We start from the raw sequence: 14,623 nt of genomic DNA, 5'->3' as shown, positions 1-14,623 counted from the left end.
CTTCCATGCCGCTTTTGCGGCATAACCGGTATCTGACAATGTCTGTAAGATTAATTGTTCTGCACGCTGTTAATTTCCGGAAGTGATTTCTTCGTGGCCGGAAGCCGGATACCTTTACTGCTTTTTATCCCGGTATAAATCCGGTAAACATCTGATGCGTAGGCAAGACGTCTCTGGTTCTGGCGTTCGGTCTTCCTGAATCCGGCATTGTATGCACCAACGGCCTCCCAGGTGACGCCCCATTTTTTAAAGGCTATTGCCAGATAATAAGCACCGGTATAAATGTTCATGCAGGGATCTGTTGTCAGATGTTCCGGCTTAATTCCGTAGCGGGCCAGTTCGTTAAAATGCTGGGAGTCTACCTGCATCAGTCCGCTGCCATATCCCGTTACCGGATTAATACCGATGGCATTAACCCGGTAACGGGATTCTTTCCATGATATTGCTCTCAGTAAATCAGGATCTATTTTGTAATCCCGGCCTGCAAGATCAAAGCAATCAGTGGCCTGGCAGATCTCATTTATAAACATCAGGCAGATGGCTAACATCCATTTTTTCATTTTTCCACCTCTGGTGACTTTATCTGTAAATAATTTAACCCACTCCACAAAAAGGCTCAACAGGTTGGTGGTTCTCACCACCAAAAGCACCACACCCCACGCAAAAACAAGTTTTTGCTGATTTGCTATTTGAATCATTAACTTATGTCTTAAATAATGTATTTTAATTTATTTTACATTATAAAAAGGATTCATTGGTGAATCACATATGATTCACCAATGAATTTAACACAACTCATAGATGAATCAGTAATAATAAAACAACGAGTTAAAGCGAATTGACTCTAGATTCAAATCGTGATGTGATTTGCTGCATGAATCGTAATTATCGTAACTTGCGTCACGATTCGATTCATCGATGAATTGTCATTTTTTTATATGTGAAATAAATTTGATGCGATAAGAAAATAAAGAGGTATACATATGGCGAAAGTGCAGGCTTATGTCAGTGACGAAATTGTCTATAAAATAAATGAAATTGTGGAAAGAAGACGTGCAGAAGGAGCTAAAAGTACAGATGTAAGTTTCTCAAGCATATCCACTATGCTTCTCGAATTAGGGCTTCGTGTATATGAGGCTCAGATGGAGCGTAAAGAGTCAGCGTTCAATCAGGCTGAGTTTAATAAGGTACTTCTTGAATGTGCGATAAAAACACAGTCAACAGTTGCTAAGATTTTAGGTATTGAGTCACTAAGCCCTCATGTTTCCGGGAATCCAAAGTTTGAATATGCGAATATGGTCGAAGATATCAGGGATAAGGTGTCATCTGAGATGGAGAGGTTCTTTCCAGAAAATGATGAGGAATAAAAAAGAATTAAAAGTTGATTTGCTTAAAATAACAGGATTTTGATCTGGTTCAATTTGATGACAATTAACCACATAAAGGGTATATTAATTATGTGGTTAATGCCACGTTAAAACTTGATATTAAAAATCGCCGATGCAGGGAGTTCAGACCTCCCTGCATCGACTGTCCATAGAATCCTTAACGGAGGTTCCTATGTGTGCACTGGATCCTAGAGAAAGGCCACGTAACAGTCAATCTGTAAATAAATATATCCTGAGTGTTCAGGATATCTATCGTAACTCACCTGTTCCTGTCTGTGTTCGAAATCAGAATCGTAAAATACTTTATGCCAATGGTGCATTTATTGAGTTATTTTCAAAAGAAGATCAGCCCCTTTCGGGGGAAAGCTATATTCGTTATCAGGTTGAGGTTTATTTATCCTTTCTGGAGCTGGAGTGTCAGTCTCTTGGGCATGGTTCAGCTTTTTGTCGTCGCTTTAATTTTCATGGCGAAATCTATCAGATAAGAATGGAAAATATTTCTTTTGACAGTAACGAATCAGTTGTTTTGTGGCAGATAAATTTGTTTCCTGACTATCATTTTTTTCTGAAAAATGATTATATGAAAAAAATTGCTGTTGCGCATGATAATTTTTGGTTGAATGAACTATCTCCTGGTACTTTAATTGTGTTTGCGATGTATATGTTTGGTGTTGGTCATGCAACAATTGCTAGGGAGTTAGGTATTACCATTCGTGCATCAGAGGACAGAATTAAACCGATGAAACGTAAAGTTAAAACCAGATATGCTAAGTTTGATCTTTTTAGAATATCTTTAATAACAAGTAATGAATTCACAAAATTAATTGATGTTATACGTGAATATTATGGTGTTAAGTAAATATTAAATAAGACACGCCATTTTTGGCGTGTTTTTTTTCGTCGATTTCTGTGCAATCATCCTCTTATTAGCCATTAAGAATGAGGTGAATCTGTGAGGAGGCGGAACGCTAAAGCCGGTACAAGCAGAACAATTTCAGTTTATCTCGATGAAGATACAAATAACCGGCTTATCAGAGCAAAAGATCGGAGCGGAAGAAGTAAAACTATCGAAGTTCAGATTCGCCTGAGAGATCATCTGAAGCGATATCCGGATTTTTATAACGAAGAAATTTTCAGGGAGGTGACCGAAGAGAGCGAGTCAACATTTAAAGAGCTTTAGTTTTTATCTATCAATATTAAACAGAGGAATCATATGGACGCCGTTTTAAGTGTTCAGGGTGCTTCTGCGCCCGTCAAAAAGAAGTCGTTTTTTTCTAAATTCACTCGTCTGAATATGCTTCGCCTGGTTCGTGCTGTGATCCCGGCTGCTGTGCTGATGATGTTCTTCCCTCAGGCGGCCCTGGCTGCTGGCGGTCAGGACCTCATGCAGTCCGGTAATGACACCGTCAAAGCCACCTTTGGTAAGGACTCCAGTATTGTTAAATGGGTCGTTCTGGCTGAAGTGCTGGTCGGGGCGGTCATGTACATGATGACCAAAAACGTCAAGTTCCTGGCCGGTTTTGCCATCATATCTGTATTTATTGCTATAGGTATGACCGTCGTTGGCCTCTGACAGGAAATAAAACGATGTCGGGAGACGAGAATAAACTTAAGAAATATCGTTTCCCGGAAACACTGACCAACCAGAGCCGCTGGTTTGGCCTGCCAGTGGATGAACTGATCCCCGCAGCGATCTGTATTGGCTGGGGTATCACAACATCGAAATATCTTTTCGGTATTGGTGCAGCGGTTCTGGTTTATTTCGGAATTAAAAAACTGAAAAAAGGGCGGGGCAGCTCCTGGTTACGGGATCTTGTTTACTGGTATATGCCAACAGTCCTGCTTCGCGGTATTTTTCATAATGTTCCTGATTCGTGTTTCCGGCAGTGGATTAAATAGAACTGATACCTGGATTGTTATATGGAACACGGTGCCCGCTTAAGTACCAGTCGTGTACTGGCCATTGCTTTTATATTTATGTCCCTGCTCATTGTTCTCAGTCTGGCTGTTAACGTGATTCAGGGGGTGAATAATTACCGCCTTCAGAATGAACAGCGTACTGCCGTGACACCGATGGGGTTTAATATGCCCTTTGCGGTATCACAGAACAGTGCTGATGCCTCTTTTTTGCAGCAGATGGCACTGGCGTTTATTGCCCTGCGCCTGAATGTCTCACCGGAAATTGTCGATGCTTCTCACCAGGCACTTCTGCAGTATATCCGTCCGGGCGCACAGAACCAGATGAAAGTGATTCTGGCCGAAGAAGCAAAGCTCATCAAAAAAGATAACGTGAATTCTGCTTTTTTCCAGACCAGTGTTCGTGTCTGGCCACAATATGGTCGTGTGGAAATCCGAGGGATTCGGAAAACATGGATTGGTAACTCCGAACCTTTCACTGATATCAAACATTACATTCTTATTCTGAAACGGGAAAACGGGGTGACCTGGCTGGATAATTTCGGGGAAACAGACGATGAGAAAAAATAAGACACTAATAATATCCGCCTGCCTGCTTTTTTCCGGCAGCGTGCTGGCAGGAAACGGCACACTGGCACCTACAGTGGTTCCGATGGTCAATGGCGGTCAGGCAAGTATTGCCATCAGTAATACCAGCCCGAATCTGTTTACTGTCCCCGGTGACCGGATTATCGCCGTGAACAGTCTGGATGGTGCGCTGACCAATAATGAGCAGACTGCGTCCGGTGGTGTGGTGGTGGCCACCGTCAACAAAAAGCCTTTTACGTTCATTCTGGAAACAGAACGTGGTCTTAACCTTTCCATTCAGGCCGTTCCCCGTGAAGGAGCCGGGCGTACCATTCAGCTGGTCAGCGATTTGCGCGGAACAGGAGAAACTGCCGGTGCATGGGAAACATCCACGCCTTACGAATCCCTGCTGGTTTCCATCAGTCAGGCGGTCCGTGCCGGAAAACTGCCAGAAGGCTGGTATCAGATCCCCGTGACACAGGAAACCCTGCAGGCCCCTGCCGGAATGTCCGCAAAAGCTGAAGCCGTATGGACGGGGAATCACCTGAAGATGGTGCGCTTTACCGTGGAAAATAAAACGCTGTCTGCGCTGAATATCCGGGAAAGTGATTTCTGGCAGCCGGGAACCCGGGCGGTGATGTTCAGCCAGCCTGTCAGCCAGTTACTGGCCGCTGCCCGTATGGATGTGTACGTCATTCGTGACGGGGAGGGCAACTGATGGCCAGTATCAATACCATTGTGAAACGCAAGCAGTTCCTGTGGCTGGGGATTGTGATTGTCGGATCGGTATCAGCAATTGGTGGTGCGCTTTATCTGTCTGATATGGATATGTCCGGGAACACTGATGCCGTTGCAGAGCAGGAACCTGTACCGGATATGACCGGTGTTGTGGATACCACCTTTGATGACAAGGTGCGTCAGCATGCCACCACAGAGATGCAGGTGACGGCGGCACAGATGCAGAAGCAGTATGAGGAAATCCGTCGTGAGATGGATGTTCTGAACAAACAGCGTGGTGATGACCAGCGTCGCATTGAAAAGCTGGGGCAGGAGAATGCTGCGCTGGCAGAGCAGGTGAAAGCCCTGGGCGCGAATCCCGTGACAGTGACCGGAGAGCCTGTGCCACAGATGCCGGCATCCCCTCCCGGTCCGGAGGGGGAGCCTCAGCCCGGTAATGCGCCCGTTGCTTTTCCGCCGCAGGGGGCAGGTGCTGTGCCACCGCCCACCGCGTTCTATCCGGGCAACGGAGCCACGCCGCCGCCACAGGTGACGTACCAGTCTGTGCCGGTGCCGAACCGGATACAGCGTAAAACGTTCAGCTATGATGCCGGCACAAAGCAAACTCCGTCCCTGCCGTACATTCCGTCAGGCAGTTTTGCGAAAGCCATTCTGATTGAAGGGGCGGATGCCAATGCCTCTGTCACCGGTAATGAATCCACGGTGCCGATGCAGCTGCGTATCACCGGTCTGGTGGAAATGCCGAACAGCAAAACCTATGACGCAACGGGATGCTTTGTTGGGCTGGAAGCCTGGGGGGATGTTTCCAGTGAGCGTGCCATCGTGCGTACCCGCAATATCAGTTGCCTGAAGGAGGGTAAAACCATCGATATGCCGGTTAAAGGGCATGTCAGCTTCCGGGGTAAAAACGGTATCAAGGGTGAAGTGGTGATGCGTAACGGCAAAATCCTCGGCTGGGCATGGGGGGCTGGATTTGTTGATGGTATCGGCCAGGGAATGGAACGTGCTTCACAGCCTGCTGTCGGGCTGGGAGCCACTGCCGCTTACGCGGCCGGTGATGTGCTGAAAATGGGTATCGGTGGCGGTGCATCGAAAGCGGCACAGACCCTCAGTGACTACTACATCAAACGCGCTGAGCAGTATCACCCGGTGATACCCATCGGGGCGGGTAATGAAGTGACCGTGGTGTTCCAGGACGGTTTCCAGCTGAAAACCGTGGAAGAGATGGCGCTGGAGCAGGCACAGGGGCAGGCGGAAGAGAGTAACCCGGGAAGTCCCGTGCCGAACCCGCCATCCGCAGAGAGTCACCTGAATGGTCTGAATACCGACCAGATGCTGAAACAGCTGGGCGACCTGAATCCGCAGCAGTTTATGGCCGGTGGTCAGGAAGGGGGCAACGATGGCAAATAATACGTCGTCCTGTCAGGCGTGCCATGCCGCCAGGTATGTTGTCGCCCGGGTTCTGCGAGGACTGTTCTGGTGTCTGAAATACACCGTCATTCTGCCACTGGCAACAATGGCCCTGATGGCGTTATTTGTTTTATGGAAGGACAACACCACGCCGGGGAAATTACTGGTTCAGGAGATTAACTTTGTAAGACAGACAGCCACTGCCGGGCAGTTTCCGGTCAGTGAATGCCGGTTTTCTTCCTCAGACCTTCCCGGAGCAGAAGAAAAAGAAATCTGCCATTACCGCAATGCTGGAGCCACAGAGTATGCCAGGGAGACTGACCGGTCACTGATGCAACTGGTCACCGCATTATGGGCAACACTGGCACTGATGTTTATGTCGTTTGCAGCAGGCACCGGGAAATATCCGATGTGGCCCGGAAAAATGAAATGTGTCCGGGTGGGAACCGCAGATGAACGACTGAGGGAAGTACTTGCTGAAGACGCTTCCCTGCCGGGAAAAATCAGGAAATGCCATGCTTATTTCCCTGATAACAGAACAAACAGAAACAACGGAGATAAAAATGAACATGCGTAATATTCATGTTATTACTGCCCGCTCTGTGCCGGATAAACGCATATCAGATGATTTTATGCATGCTGTTCTCAGTAACTGCACCACAAGAATCGTACTTCCTGCACAGGAGAAATTCAGTCCTGAATTATTGCCGCACAATTTTAATATGGCTGCTGTCGGTGTGATGAAGAAGGGGATGTCGATGAGTTTGTTTTCTTCTCCTGGATATACAGTAATTTTCGGACAACCCTGTGCAGGGAAATCAAATCTGATGGCTGAATTCATTTCTTCTGTTGTGGGGAGTAATAAAAAAGGAGAAGGACAATGAAGCCGATTTCTTTATTTATTCCGCTGCTGGGGACGTTATTACTTTCTGGCTGTGCCGGAACGAACTCCGATTTTGAGTGTGATGCCACCACATCCGATACCTGTATGACGATGGAGCAGGCCAATGAGAAGGCCAAAAAACTGGAGCAGTCCTCAGAAGCAAAGCCGGTTGCGGCATCACTGCCGAGCCTGGCTGACGGGGACTTCCGGACCACGTCGGTGCAGGCCGTTGCGACGACAACGCCGTCCCACAGCAGGCCTGCTGTGACAGCACTTCCGGAGCAGAAACTGCTGGCACCACGCCCGCTGTTTACCGCTGCCCGGGAAGTGAAAACGGTTGTTCCGGTCAGTTCAGTTACGCCGGTAACACCTCCCCGTCCGCTAAGAACGGGTGAGCAGACGGCAGCATTATGGATAGCGCCTTATATTGATAATCAGGATGTTTATCATCAGCCATCCAGTGTGTTTTTTGTTATTAAACCGTCTGCGTGGGGAAAACCACGTATTAATTAACTGGCCCTGAAGTTGTATATCAGCCGACAATGCCGGCGGGATTTCTGTATTTAAAATCTGCCTGTAAAACGAGTGCCCTGTGCGTGAAAAGGGATGGGCGGTAGCGTGCCAGAACATGTCGGGAGGAATATTCCGTGAGTGATGAAGCCGATGAAGCATATTCAGTGACAGAACAACTGACCATGACAGGAATAAACCGGATACGCCAGAAAATAAATGCTCATGGTATTCCTGTTTATCTCTGTGAAGCATGCGGAAATCCTATTCCTGAAGCCCGGAGGAAAATATTTCCCGGTGTGACGTTGTGCGTTGAATGTCAGGCGTATCAGGAAAAGCAGAGAAAACATTATGCATAAGTCAGTCGCAGGAAATATTGATTTAATTCCGGATGAGAATGCGCGGATATTCAGAAAACAGAAATATTTGTATATGCGTCGGGAAATAGCGCGTTAATTACAGATGTTCCCTTCATGCTTTCCGCATTTCTCGTTTTATTTTTCAACTAAGGAATTCATGTGAATAACCCACTTGAGGCCGTCACTCAGGCGGTTAACTCCCTCGTCACAGCACTGAAACTGCCTGACGAATCCTCAAAGGCCAATGAAATTCTGGGCGAAATGAGCTTCCCACAGTTCAGCCGTCTGCTGCCGTACCGTGATTACAACCAGGAGTCCGGTCTGTTCATGAATGACACCACGATGGGCTTTATGCTGGAAGCCATTCCCATCAATGGGGCGAATGAGACCATTGTGGAGGCTCTCGATCACATGCTGCGCACCAAACTGCCGCGCGGTATTCCGCTGTGTATCCATCTGATGTCCAGCCAGCTGGTTGGCGAGCGGATTAAGTACGGGCTGCGTGAGTTCTCCTGGTCAGGTGAACAGGCAGAACGGTTTAACGCCATTACCCGGGCCTATTACATGAAAGCCGCAGAAACACTGTTTCCGCTGCCGGAAGGGTTGAACCTGCCTCTGACCCTGCGCCATTACCGGGTGTTTATCTCGTACTGTTCTCCCTCGAAGAAAAAAAGCCGGGCCGACATTCTGGAAATGGAAAACCTGGTGAAAATCATCCGGGCGTCTCTGCAGGGAGCATATATCACCACGCAGACGGTGGATGCGCAGGCTTTCATCGATATTGTCGGGGAGATGATTAACCATAACCCGGACTCCCTGTACCCGAAAAGACGTCAGCTGGACCCGTATTCTGATCTGAATTATCAGTGTGTGGAGGACAGTTTTGATCTGAAAGTCCGGGCTGATTACCTGACGCTGGGCCTGCGTGAGAACGGCAGGAACAGCACCGCCCGCATCCTGAATTTCCATCTGGCCCGTAACCCGGAAATCGCCTTCCTGTGGAACATGGCCGACAACTACAGCAACCTGCTGAACCCGGAACTGTCCATCTCCTGCCCGTTCATCCTGACGCTGACTCTGGTGGTGGAAGACCAGGTGAAAACCCACAGCGAAGCCAACCTGAAGTACATGGACCTGGAGAAAAAGTCGAAGACCTCCTATGCCAAATGGTTTCCGTCCGTGGAGAAAGAGGCGAAGGAGTGGGGGGAACTGCGTCAGCGTCTGGGCTCCGGTCAGTCTTCTGTCGTGTCCTACTTCCTCAACATCACCGCATTCTGCAAGGACAATAATGAAACGGCGCTGGAAGTGGAGCAGGACATCCTGAACAGTTTCCGTAAAAACGGTTTTGAGCTGATTTCACCACGCTTTAACCACATGCGCAATTTCCTGACCTGCCTGCCCTTTATGGCCGGGAAAGGGCTGTTTAAACAGCTGAAAGAGGCCGGTGTGGTTCAGCGCGCAGAGAGCTTTAATGTGGCCAACCTGATGCCGTTAGTGGCGGATAACCCCCTGACACCGGCAGGTCTGCTGGCCCCCACCTACCGTAACCAGCTGGCGTTTATCGATATTTTCTTCCGGGGGATGAATAACACCAACTACAACATGGCGGTCTGTGGAACATCCGGGGCCGGTAAGACGGGGCTGATACAGCCACTTATCCGCAGCGTGCTGGACTCCGGGGGCTTTGCCGTGGTGTTCGACATGGGGGATGGCTACAAGTCCCTGTGTGAGAACATGGGGGGCGTATATCTGGATGGTGAAACCCTGCGCTTTAACCCGTTTGCGAATATCACCGATATTGACCAGTCAGCGGAGCGTGTCCGTGACCAGCTGTCGGTGATGGCCAGCCCCAACGGTAACCTGGATGAAGTGCATGAAGGTCTGCTGCTGCAGGCAGTCAGGGCATCATGGCTGGTCAAAGAGAACAGGGCACGAATTGATGACGTGGTGGATTTCCTGAAAAACGCCAGTGACAGCGAGCAGTATGCTGAGTCACCGACCATCCGCAGCCGTCTGGACGAAATGATTGTGCTGCTTGACCAGTACACTGCCAACGGCACTTACGGCCGGTATTTTAACTCCGATGAGCCGTCCCTGCGGGATGATGCCAGAATGGTGGTGCTGGAGCTGGGCGGACTGGAAGACCGTCCGTCCCTGCTGGTTGCGGTGATGTTCAGCCTTATTATTTACATCGAGAACCGGATGTACCGCACGCCGCGTAACCTCAAGAAACTGAACGTTATTGATGAAGGCTGGCGTCTGCTGGACTTCAAAAATCACAAGGTCGGTGAGTTTATTGAGAAAGGTTACCGTACCGCCCGTCGTCATACCGGTGCCTATATCACCATCACACAGAACATCGTCGACTTTGACTCTGACAAGGCGTCCAGTGCTGCCCGTGCGGCATGGGGTAACTCCTCCTACAAAATTATCCTCAAACAGAGTGCGAAGGAGTTCGCGAAATACAACCAGCTGTATCCGGACCAGTTCCTGCCACTGCAGCGTGACATGATTGGCAAGTTTGGTGCGGCCAAAGACCAGTGGTTCAGTTCCTTCCTGCTGCAGGTGGAAAACCATTCCTCCTGGCACCGTCTGTTTGTGGATCCGTTAAGCCGTGCCATGTACAGCTCTGACGGCCCGGATTTTGAGTTTGTGCAGCAGAAGCGTCAGGAGGGCCTGAGTATTCATGAGGCGGTGTGGCAGCTGGCGTGGAAGAAGTCAGGGCCGGAGATGGCTTCGCTGGAGGCCTGGCTGGAAGAACATGAGAAATACAGGAGTGTTGCATGACCACAACGCAAAAAACGACTGATGTTACAGCCCGTCAACGCTGCCACTGGTGGTGGATGGTGCCGGGATGCCTGGCAATGGTGTTACTGAACGCAGCCGTCAGTTACGCCATTGTCAGACTGAACACGCCGGTAACCGTCGCCTTCAACATGAAACAGACTGTGGATGCGTTTTTTGACAGCGCCAGCCAGAAAAAACTGTCAGAAGCGCAGTCGAAGGCGCTGGCTGACCGTTTTAACGCGGCACTGGAGGCCAGTCTGCAGACGTGGCAGCAGAAGCACCACGCTGTCATTCTGGTGTCGCCTGCCGTGGTACAGGGGGTACCGGATATCACCCGTGAAATCCAGCAGGATATTGCCCGGCGAATGAGGGCAGAACCATGAAATGCCGGGGGCTGATTGCCCTGCTGATATGGGGGCAGAGTGTGGCTGCAGCCGATCTTGGCACCTGGGGGGATTTGTGGCCGGTAAAGGAGCCGGACATGCTGACGGTGATCATGCAGCGCCTGACAGCTCTGGAGCAGTCCGGTGAGATGGGCCGGAAAATGGATGCCTTTAAGGCGCGGGTTATCCGCAACAGCCTGCGGCCCCCTGCCGTGCCCGGTATCGGTAGGACGGAGAAATACAGCAGCCGGCTGTTTGACCCGTCGGTCAGACTGGCTGCGGATATCCGGGATAACGAAGGTCGTATCTTTGCCCGCCAGGGGGAGGTGATGAACCCGCTGCAGTATGTGCCTTTCAACCAGACGCTGTATTTCATCAACGGTGATGATCCTGAGCAGATTGAATGGATGAACCGCCAGACGCCTCCCACGCTGGAAAGCAAAATTATCCTGGTGCAGGGCAGTATCCCGGAGATGCAGAAAGCTCTGGACAGTCGTGTTTACTTTGACCAGAACGGTGTGATTTGTCAGCGCCTCGGCATCGATCAGGTTCCGGCACGGGTGAGCGCGGTCCCCGGCGATCGCTTCCTGAAGGTGGAATTTATTCCGGTCGGGGAGGGAGGGAAATGAAACGGTGTATGTGGTTGTGTGTGGTTTTGCTGCTGACTGGCCATGTTCCCGTAGCGTCAGCGGACGCTGCCTGTGAGGGGCGGTTTGTTAACCCGATCACGGATATTTGCTGGAGCTGCATTTTCCCTCTCTCGTTGGGCAGCACAAAAGTGAGCCAGGGGAAGGTGCCGGATACCGCAAACCCGTCAATGCCGATCCAGTTCTGCCCGGCGCCTCCCCCTGTTTTTAAACGTATCGGGCTGGCTATTGGTTACTGGGAGCCGATGGCCCTGACGGATGTCACCCGCTCACCGGGATGCATGGTTAATCTGGGGTTCAGTCTGCCGGAATTCGGGAAAACGGCACAGGGGACGGCAAGAAAAGAAGATAAACAGGTGAACGGGGCGTTCTATCACGTGCACTGGTACAAATACCCGCTGACGTACTGGCTGAATATCATCACATCGCTGGGCTGTCTGGAAGGTGGTGACCTGGATATCGCGTATCTTTCCGAAATCGATCCCACATGGACGGACAGCAGTCTGACCACCATTCTCAATCCGGAAGCGGTTATTTTTGCCAACCCGATAGCGCAGGGTGCCTGTGCAGCTGATGCGATTGCCAGCGCCTTTAATAAACCTCTGGATATTCTGTTCTGGTGTGCCGGTTCGCAGGGCAGTATGTATCCGTTTAATGGCTGGGTGAGCAATGAATCCAGCCCGCTGCAGTCCTCCCTGCTGGTCAGTGAGCGGATGGCATTTAAGCTCCACCGCCAGGGCATGATTATGGAAACCATCGGTAAGGACAGTGCCGTCTGTAACGAATATCCGTCTCCCATACTTCCCAAAGAACGCTGGCGTTACCAGATGGTGAACATGTACCCGGACAGCGGGCAGTGCCATCCGTTCGGGCGCAGTGTGATGCGCTGGGAGACGGGAAAAAATCCGCCCAACACAAAGAAAAATTTCGGCTACCTGATGTGGCGTAAACGTAACTGTGTGTTCCTGTAAATAAAGAGGTGAAGGATGAAAGTGAAAAATAAAATCACTATGCATGTTTACGCAAGAGAAAGTGCTGTAAGCCGGAGTGAAAGAGAAGACTGGCAATTAATTGCCGCCAGACTCAGAAAAAAGATAAACAGAGAAAGAAGCTAATCAACAATCTGCGTTGTTTTCTCGTATCTTTCGTCAGATAAGTTTATGTCTGTTAAGCGCAGGAAATGAGTCTGGCGGTTCTCATAAATATAACCGTGTGTGCATGTGTACAATATAAATCAAGGTGTGTTATGAGTTTTTTATCATTTTTACGAAAGATAAGTAATAAAGAAAAAGAAATTTTTATCAGTGAGGAGCGATTTTTCTCCCTGCTGGAAAAGGTGAGTGCTTTTGATGTGGTCAGACAATGGACTGAAAATGGTGGGGCATATTATCCTCTGCTGGAGTGCCGTCGGCTTACAGATATTGAAGATGTCAGGAAATCAGAGGATATACTGAATCGACTGGAGTTTATTGACAGAAGATTTCGGGAATTCATCAGCACTATGTCTGAATATAATTGTAATGATAAATCTAAAGACAGGTAGGAGAACGAATTGTCTGAGTATCCACCGGAAAAAAATATACCAGGCCCGGAGAGAGGGAGACCATCTGTCATTAAAAAATTACGGTGATGATATTATTCTGAACAGAGATACCGCCGTGGCTACGGTGTAGATTACTGTCAGCAGAAAATGCATTACTCAGGAAGAAATGGATGAGTTATATGCTCTGTCTGAAAGATTGAAAGAAAAGTGCGCCGGTAATTAAATTATATCACTATGCCGGGAGATGATATGAGCCGTAAAATATTTGTACTTTTTTCCCTGACAGCAGGACTGTTTATTTCTGCCCACGCTTCGGAAAACGTGAATACGCCAGAAAACCGCCGGTTCCTGAAGCAGCAGGAAACACTGAGTCAGCAGTTACGTGAAAAGCCGGACACACAACTGCAGGCATGGGCAGAACAGCAGGTCAGGGCGAATCCCCTTCAGCATTCCGATAACCAGTTTCTCGATGAACTGGTCCGTAAGCAGCAGGCTGCTCAGAAAGACAAACCACAACAGGGGGCCGTGTATTTTGTATCGTTTTCCATACCCGAAGAGGGGCTGAAACAGATGCTGAGCGAAACCGGGCACTACGGTATTCCGGCCACACTGCGGGGCATGGTGAACAATGACCTGAAGACTACCGCTGAAGCCGTGTTGTCTCTGGTAAAAGATGGCGCGACCGATGGTGTTCAGATCGACCCGACGTTGTTTTCACAGTACGGCATCCGCAGCGTGCCGGCCCTGGTGGTGTTCTGCAGCCAGGGGCACGACATCATCCGGGGAAATCTGCGCGTCAGGCAGGCGCTGGAAAAAGTGGCCGCCACGGGAGACTGCCGGCAGGTGGCTCAGGGACTGCTGGACGGCACCGGGGATAAGTCGCAATGAGTTTTCCAGCAGGCTATTACCGGATTGACCCGGACATCCGTGCACTTGTGGCCGCGATGAACGTTCACGGATTCCGTACATATGCGTCCTGTCAGGGGCATGGTTTTCCTGTTACAAAGCTGCCGCCTTATATTGCCTTTGTCTGTCCGGTAAAAATGGCTGCCCTTCTTGAACGGCGACTGCGGCAGGATGCTGAATCAGCAATACCACGTCTGGCATGGGGATGGTCGGTGAAGGGGGCTTTTAACAGCGAGTTTCAGCTCTGTTTCAGGCTTCAGCCCGAAGCCCCTTATTACTGGTATAACCGGTACTGTCGTCACTCGTTATGTGCTGATTTCAGGACACTGATATCGTTACTGAAATCGTTATCTGAGTAATAATCCCGGAACATCAAGAATTCCCATGTACCATAGCCCGCCAGCAATAATAGTAGCCGTAATAAACAGCCCGGCAAACCATTGATGCAAGCGATCGTTGCGGCGTTTTTTTCCAAAAGGGTCCGTTGAGCTGCAATTCCCGCATGTTGTGGCTGTTCGACTTAATGCTTTACCACAATCAACACAGTTCTGAAGTTGAGATGACATCACTTCATTCTCCATTTGG

At 49.5% G+C, this 14,623-nt stretch carries 21 protein-coding genes; 19 read left to right on the top strand and 2 right to left on the bottom strand.

Features of this window, described 5'->3' with window-relative positions; all coding sequences use genetic code 11:
- Positions 1 to 50: 50 nt before the first annotated feature.
- Positions 51 to 560 carry a transglycosylase SLT domain-containing protein gene (locus QUE74_RS28040; protein ID WP_000759166.1) on the bottom strand — a complete coding sequence of 170 codons (510 nt, stop codon included), beginning with the start codon at positions 558 to 560 and terminating at the stop codon, positions 51 to 53.
- Positions 561 to 983: 423 nt separating this feature from the next.
- Here QUE74_RS28040 and traM point away from each other — a divergent pair, with 423 nt between their 5' ends.
- The 19 genes from traM to QUE74_RS27945 all read left to right on the top strand — a co-directional run bounded on the left by traM (position 984) and on the right by QUE74_RS27945 (position 14,397).
- Complete coding sequence (gene traM / locus QUE74_RS28035; protein ID WP_001151555.1) at positions 984 to 1,367, top strand: conjugal transfer relaxosome DNA-binding protein TraM; 384 nt, start codon at positions 984 to 986, stop codon at positions 1,365 to 1,367.
- A gap of 193 nt (positions 1,368 to 1,560) precedes the next feature.
- Positions 1,561 to 2,247, top strand: coding sequence for a PAS domain-containing protein (locus QUE74_RS28030; RefSeq protein ID WP_000332479.1), 687 nt, complete (start codon positions 1,561 to 1,563; stop codon positions 2,245 to 2,247).
- Between the two features lie 93 nt (positions 2,248 to 2,340).
- Positions 2,341 to 2,568, top strand: a complete 228-nt coding sequence (gene traY, locus QUE74_RS28025) for a conjugal transfer relaxosome protein TraY (RefSeq protein ID WP_001254381.1) — start codon at positions 2,341 to 2,343, stop codon at positions 2,566 to 2,568.
- Positions 2,569 to 2,601: 33 nt separating this feature from the next.
- Positions 2,602 to 2,961, top strand: coding sequence for a type IV conjugative transfer system pilin TraA (gene traA, locus QUE74_RS28020; protein WP_000340277.1), 360 nt, complete (start codon positions 2,602 to 2,604; stop codon positions 2,959 to 2,961).
- A 14-nt stretch (positions 2,962 to 2,975) separates the two neighbouring features.
- Entirely contained in the window at positions 2,976 to 3,287 is a 312-nt protein-coding gene (traL, locus tag QUE74_RS28015; RefSeq protein WP_000012121.1) for a type IV conjugative transfer system protein TraL, read from the top strand.
- A 21-nt stretch (positions 3,288 to 3,308) separates the two neighbouring features.
- Positions 3,309 to 3,875, top strand: a complete 567-nt coding sequence (gene traE / locus QUE74_RS28010; protein WP_000399757.1) for a type IV conjugative transfer system protein TraE — start codon at positions 3,309 to 3,311, stop codon at positions 3,873 to 3,875.
- Positions 3,862 to 4,590 (top strand): type-F conjugative transfer system secretin TraK, encoded by a 729-nt coding sequence (gene traK / locus QUE74_RS28005; protein ID WP_001355329.1) that lies wholly within the window; start codon positions 3,862 to 3,864, stop codon positions 4,588 to 4,590. Before traE ends, traK begins: the two co-directional genes overlap by 14 nt.
- A complete protein-coding gene (gene traB / locus QUE74_RS28000) occupies positions 4,590 to 6,020 on the top strand; it encodes an F-type conjugal transfer pilus assembly protein TraB (protein ID WP_000146619.1) in 1,431 nt (476 codons plus the stop codon). The genes traK and traB overlap by 1 nt, the downstream gene beginning before the upstream one ends.
- Positions 6,010 to 6,597 (top strand): conjugal transfer pilus-stabilizing protein TraP, encoded by a 588-nt coding sequence (gene traP / locus QUE74_RS27995; protein WP_000002892.1) that lies wholly within the window; start codon positions 6,010 to 6,012, stop codon positions 6,595 to 6,597. Before traB ends, traP begins: the two co-directional genes overlap by 11 nt.
- A complete protein-coding gene (locus tag QUE74_RS27990; RefSeq protein ID WP_001057269.1) occupies positions 6,584 to 6,904 on the top strand; it encodes a conjugal transfer protein TrbD in 321 nt (106 codons plus the stop codon). Before traP ends, QUE74_RS27990 begins: the two co-directional genes overlap by 14 nt.
- The gene (traV, locus tag QUE74_RS27985; protein ID WP_000802746.1) at positions 6,901 to 7,416 is read left to right on the top strand and encodes a type IV conjugative transfer system lipoprotein TraV; all 516 of its coding nucleotides are present in this window, start codon (positions 6,901 to 6,903) and stop codon (positions 7,414 to 7,416) included. The genes QUE74_RS27990 and traV overlap by 4 nt, the downstream gene beginning before the upstream one ends.
- A 134-nt stretch (positions 7,417 to 7,550) precedes the next feature.
- Positions 7,551 to 7,772, top strand: coding sequence for a conjugal transfer protein TraR (gene traR, locus QUE74_RS27980; protein WP_001278688.1), 222 nt, complete (start codon positions 7,551 to 7,553; stop codon positions 7,770 to 7,772).
- Between the two features lie 159 nt (positions 7,773 to 7,931).
- The gene (traC, locus tag QUE74_RS27975; protein WP_001064271.1) at positions 7,932 to 10,559 is read left to right on the top strand and encodes a type IV secretion system protein TraC; all 2,628 of its coding nucleotides are present in this window, start codon (positions 7,932 to 7,934) and stop codon (positions 10,557 to 10,559) included.
- On the top strand, positions 10,556 to 10,942 hold the full coding sequence (trbI, locus tag QUE74_RS27970) for a type-F conjugative transfer system protein TrbI (RefSeq protein WP_000214089.1): 387 nt from the start codon (positions 10,556 to 10,558) through the stop codon (positions 10,940 to 10,942). Before traC ends, trbI begins: the two co-directional genes overlap by 4 nt.
- Positions 10,939 to 11,571 (top strand): type-F conjugative transfer system protein TraW, encoded by a 633-nt coding sequence (gene traW / locus QUE74_RS27965; RefSeq protein WP_000650119.1) that lies wholly within the window; start codon positions 10,939 to 10,941, stop codon positions 11,569 to 11,571. Before trbI ends, traW begins: the two co-directional genes overlap by 4 nt.
- Positions 11,568 to 12,560 carry a conjugal transfer pilus assembly protein TraU gene (gene traU / locus QUE74_RS27960; protein WP_001355328.1) on the top strand — a complete coding sequence of 331 codons (993 nt, stop codon included), beginning with the start codon at positions 11,568 to 11,570 and terminating at the stop codon, positions 12,558 to 12,560. Before traW ends, traU begins: the two co-directional genes overlap by 4 nt.
- 275 nt (positions 12,561 to 12,835) lie before the next feature.
- The gene (locus QUE74_RS29715; RefSeq protein ID WP_001364039.1) at positions 12,836 to 13,132 is read left to right on the top strand and encodes a hypothetical protein; all 297 of its coding nucleotides are present in this window, start codon (positions 12,836 to 12,838) and stop codon (positions 13,130 to 13,132) included.
- 249 nt (positions 13,133 to 13,381) lie between these two features.
- A complete protein-coding gene (gene trbC / locus QUE74_RS27950) occupies positions 13,382 to 14,020 on the top strand; it encodes a type-F conjugative transfer system pilin assembly protein TrbC (protein ID WP_000087541.1) in 639 nt (212 codons plus the stop codon).
- Positions 14,017 to 14,397: a hypothetical protein gene (locus QUE74_RS27945; protein WP_000009645.1), complete on the top strand. Its 381-nt coding sequence runs from the start codon at positions 14,017 to 14,019 to the stop codon at positions 14,395 to 14,397. Before trbC ends, QUE74_RS27945 begins: the two co-directional genes overlap by 4 nt.
- On the opposite strand, the gene QUE74_RS27940 is transcribed toward QUE74_RS27945, so the two are convergent.
- Positions 14,386 to 14,604 carry a hypothetical protein gene (locus QUE74_RS27940; protein WP_001364024.1) on the bottom strand — a complete coding sequence of 73 codons (219 nt, stop codon included), beginning with the start codon at positions 14,602 to 14,604 and terminating at the stop codon, positions 14,386 to 14,388. The genes QUE74_RS27945 and QUE74_RS27940 overlap by 12 nt on opposite strands.
- Between the last annotated feature and the right edge of the window lie 19 nt (positions 14,605 to 14,623).

The sequence above is a fragment of the Escherichia sp. 10290 genome (assembly GCF_030295155.1).
GTDB classification, from domain to species: domain Bacteria; phylum Pseudomonadota; class Gammaproteobacteria; order Enterobacterales; family Enterobacteriaceae; genus Escherichia; species Escherichia coli_F.
Note: the sequence above shows the minus strand (reverse complement) of the source record. Positions and strands in the feature narration are given on the sequence as shown.

Excerpts from the sequence above, each read along its gene's own strand:
- QUE74_RS28040 (WP_000759166.1), bottom strand. The coding sequence starts at position 560 with ATGAAAAAATGGATGTTAGCCATCTGCCTGATGTTTATAAATGAGATC.
- traM (WP_001151555.1), top strand. The coding sequence starts at position 984 with ATGGCGAAAGTGCAGGCTTATGTCAGTGACGAAATTGTCTATAAAATA.
- QUE74_RS28030 (WP_000332479.1), top strand. The coding sequence starts at position 1,561 with ATGTGTGCACTGGATCCTAGAGAAAGGCCACGTAACAGTCAATCTGTA.
- traA (WP_000340277.1), top strand. The coding sequence starts at position 2,602 with ATGGACGCCGTTTTAAGTGTTCAGGGTGCTTCTGCGCCCGTCAAAAAG.
- traL (WP_000012121.1), top strand. The coding sequence starts at position 2,976 with ATGTCGGGAGACGAGAATAAACTTAAGAAATATCGTTTCCCGGAAACA.
- traE (WP_000399757.1), top strand. The coding sequence starts at position 3,309 with ATGGAACACGGTGCCCGCTTAAGTACCAGTCGTGTACTGGCCATTGCT.
- traK (WP_001355329.1), top strand. The coding sequence starts at position 3,862 with ATGAGAAAAAATAAGACACTAATAATATCCGCCTGCCTGCTTTTTTCC.
- traB (WP_000146619.1), top strand. The coding sequence starts at position 4,590 with ATGGCCAGTATCAATACCATTGTGAAACGCAAGCAGTTCCTGTGGCTG.
- traP (WP_000002892.1), top strand. The coding sequence starts at position 6,010 with ATGGCAAATAATACGTCGTCCTGTCAGGCGTGCCATGCCGCCAGGTAT.
- QUE74_RS27990 (WP_001057269.1), top strand. The coding sequence starts at position 6,584 with ATGAACATGCGTAATATTCATGTTATTACTGCCCGCTCTGTGCCGGAT.
- traV (WP_000802746.1), top strand. The coding sequence starts at position 6,901 with ATGAAGCCGATTTCTTTATTTATTCCGCTGCTGGGGACGTTATTACTT.
- trbI (WP_000214089.1), top strand. The coding sequence starts at position 10,556 with ATGACCACAACGCAAAAAACGACTGATGTTACAGCCCGTCAACGCTGC.
- traW (WP_000650119.1), top strand. The coding sequence starts at position 10,939 with ATGAAATGCCGGGGGCTGATTGCCCTGCTGATATGGGGGCAGAGTGTG.
- traU (WP_001355328.1), top strand. The coding sequence starts at position 11,568 with ATGAAACGGTGTATGTGGTTGTGTGTGGTTTTGCTGCTGACTGGCCAT.
- QUE74_RS29715 (WP_001364039.1), top strand. The coding sequence starts at position 12,836 with ATGAGTTTTTTATCATTTTTACGAAAGATAAGTAATAAAGAAAAAGAA.
- trbC (WP_000087541.1), top strand. The coding sequence starts at position 13,382 with ATGAGCCGTAAAATATTTGTACTTTTTTCCCTGACAGCAGGACTGTTT.
- QUE74_RS27945 (WP_000009645.1), top strand. The coding sequence starts at position 14,017 with ATGAGTTTTCCAGCAGGCTATTACCGGATTGACCCGGACATCCGTGCA.
- QUE74_RS27940 (WP_001364024.1), bottom strand. The coding sequence starts at position 14,604 with ATGTCATCTCAACTTCAGAACTGTGTTGATTGTGGTAAAGCATTAAGT.